Below are 2,449 nucleotides of genomic sequence, written 5' to 3'. Positions count from 1 at the left end.
GGACTGGGCGGATCGCGCGGCCGAGGCGGGCAGGGCGGTGCTGGCGCGCCCCGGCGGCGACTGGCGCTGCGGGGGCACGTGGTTCGCCGGGGTCAACGCGCTCGACAACGATGCTGCCGGGCGGCTGCCCGACGGGCCGCCGCTGCCGGGTTTCCTCCAGGGCGTCGCGCGGGATCTGGCCGGGGAGGGCGTGATCTGGGACCGGGCGCAGCTGTCGGTCTGCCGCCCGGGCTATCCGTTGCCATCCGAGGGCGAGAGCGCGGCGGCGGCGCGCTACCGGCGCGACCGCGACGCGGCCCATGTCGACGGTCTGCTCCCCGTGGGGCCGGAGCGGCGGCGGATGCTGCGCGAACCCCATGCCTTCGTCCTCGGCCTGCCGCTGAACCGGTGCGGCGCGGGGGCCAGCCCGATGGTGGTCTGGGAAGGCAGTCACCGGATCATGGCCGAGACCCTGGGTCCGGTCCTGAATGCCGCGCACCCGCGGGAGTGGGACAATGTCGACCTGACCGACGCCTATCACGCCGCCCGCCGGCGCTGCTTCGAGACCTGCGCGCGGGTTGTCGTCGCGGCGAAACCTGGCGGAGGCTATCTGGTGCACCGCCTTGCGCTGCACGGCGTCGCGCCGTGGGAGGAGGGCGCCGAGGCGCCGGAAGAGGGCCGGATGATCGCCTATTTCCGACCCTACCTGGTGGACCCGGCGCTCTGGCCGGTCCCGGACTGACCCCTCAGCTTTCGCTTCCGGCAAGCCGCGCGGCGCGGCCGCCGCGGCGCTGCTTCAACCGGCCCCGGCGGTCCGGCAGTTCGGCCATGACCGCGCGGCGGGCCTCGGCGCTCATCCGCGGCCAGGCGGCGATCTCGTCGAGCGTGCGCAGGCAGCCGGTGCAGATGCGCTCGGCCGGGTGGACGACGCAGACCTTGATGCAGGGCGACAGCGGCTCGTCCCGGGTCCAGACCGGATCACTCATGACACACCGTCGTCCTTCCTGTTGGTCCTGAGATGGGCAAGCCGGTCCAGCGCACCTTGCAGGATATACCCGGCCGCGACGTGGTCGATGACCTCGGACCGGCGTTTTCGTGACGTATCCGCCTCCAGCAGCGCGCGCTCGGCGGCGACGGTGGACAGGCGCTCGTCCCAGAAGACGAGCGGCAGGTCGCAGAGCCCGCCGAGGTTGCGCGCGAAGGCGCGGGTCGACTGCGCCCGCGGCCCTTCCGAGCCGTCCATGTTCCGCGGCAGGCCCAGCACGATGCCGCCGATCTGCCGCTTCTCGAGGATATCGAGCAGCGCGGCGGCGTCCAGGGTGAACTTCTTGCGCCGGATGGTGGTGAGCGGCGTCGCGATCGACAGCATCCCGTCCGAGACGGCGACCCCCAGAGTCGCGGTCCCGAGGTCGAGCCCGGCGAGGGCGCGGCGCGGGGGCAGGGCGGCGGCGAAGGCTTCGATGTCGTCGAAGATCATTCTGCGACACCGGCCTGTTCGGCGGCCTTGCGGATCGTCTCGACCTCGTCGGGCGCCTCGGCGAAGACCTGTTGCGCCTCGGTCCAGATCCTGCGCGCCGTATCGGTCTCGCCCAGGACGCCGTAGGCCGCGATCAGCCGGGCCCATTCGGACGGCGGGCCGCCCGAGGTCGCCAGCCGGTCGGCCAGCTGCGCGACCATGCCGCGGATCATGTTCTCGCGGTCCTCCGGGCTCATCTCGCTCGCCGCCTGCATGTCCGCGGCGCTAGGCCCCGGGGTGGCGGGGGGCGGGGTGTAGCGGACGCCGGCCAGTTGCGCCAGCGCGTCGATCTGCTGGCGGATCGGGGCGATCCACGGCGCGTCCTCCGGCCCCGCCTCCAGCAGGCCGCGCCAGAGCCGGAACGCGAGGTCGGGGCGGCCGGTCTGGGCATAGAGAAGGCCGGTGAAATAGCGCGCGCGCTTGGCGTTCGCGTCGCGTTGCAGGGCGCGGGTCAACGCATCCTCGGCCTCGGGCGAGACGTAGCCGCCGGCGGCGTAGATCAGGTACTCGGCCAGGTCGGTGTAATCCTCGGGCCCCGCTTCGTCGCCCTTCAGCGCGATCAGCTGCCGCTGCGCCGCCGCCGCGGCGTCGAACCGCGCCAGCCCGGCCTCGTTGCGGGCGAGGAGGGCGTGTCCCTGGATGTCGTCGGGGCGGTCCTTCAGCGTGGTGCGCAGCTTGTCCATCAGGTCGATGAACTGCGGATCGGCCTGTTCCTTGGCCGTCTTCGCGGCCTCGGCCAGCATCGGTGCCGCCTCCGCCTCGGCCGCGGCCTGGTCGGGGCGGGTCGCCCGCACCTCTGCCGCGCGGTCGATCCGCGCCTGGAGCGGCATGTCGGAATAGCCGGGCGCGCCGATCCAGACGTAGAGCCCGAGCGCCCCGCCGACGAGCACCAGCGCCGACAGCGCGGCGGCGGCGCGGCTGACCGGGGCGGGGGCCGTTGTCGGGGCGGCCGCG

4 protein-coding genes are annotated in these 2,449 nt (G+C 73.8%); 1 reads left to right on the top strand and 3 read right to left on the bottom strand.

Features of this window, described 5'->3' with window-relative positions:
• On the top strand, window positions 1-721 hold a 721-nt coding region (locus A7B20_RS21075), incomplete at its 5' end, for a hypothetical protein (RefSeq protein ID WP_102110536.1).
• 4 nt (window positions 722-725) lie between these two features.
• Here A7B20_RS21075 and A7B20_RS21070 read toward each other — a convergent pair.
• The 3 genes from A7B20_RS21070 to A7B20_RS21060 form a co-directional block, all read right to left on the bottom strand.
• Entirely contained in the window at window positions 726-965 is a 240-nt protein-coding gene (locus A7B20_RS21070; protein WP_102110535.1) for a DUF1289 domain-containing protein, read from the bottom strand.
• On the bottom strand, window positions 962-1,456 hold the full coding sequence (gene ruvX, locus A7B20_RS21065) for a Holliday junction resolvase RuvX (protein ID WP_102110534.1): 495 nt from the start codon (window positions 1,454-1,456) through the stop codon (window positions 962-964). The genes A7B20_RS21070 and ruvX overlap by 4 nt, the downstream gene beginning before the upstream one ends.
• Window positions 1,453-2,449 (bottom strand): tetratricopeptide repeat protein (locus tag A7B20_RS21060; protein WP_102110533.1); only part of this gene is annotated, 997 nt, incomplete at its 5' end. The genes ruvX and A7B20_RS21060, both read right to left, overlap by 4 nt.

The organism is Oceaniglobus roseus, from assembly GCF_002869745.1.
GTDB lineage: Bacteria > Pseudomonadota > Alphaproteobacteria > Rhodobacterales > Rhodobacteraceae > Oceaniglobus > Oceaniglobus roseus.
This window is presented reverse-complemented; position numbering and strand designations above follow the sequence as displayed.

Bases quoted from the DNA above. Each gene is read 5' to 3' on its own strand.
- A7B20_RS21070 (WP_102110535.1), bottom strand. From the start codon at position 965: ATGAGTGATCCGGTCTGGACCCGGGACGAGCCGCTGTCGCCCTGCATC.
- ruvX (WP_102110534.1), bottom strand. From the start codon at position 1,456: ATGATCTTCGACGACATCGAAGCCTTCGCCGCCGCCCTGCCCCCGCGC.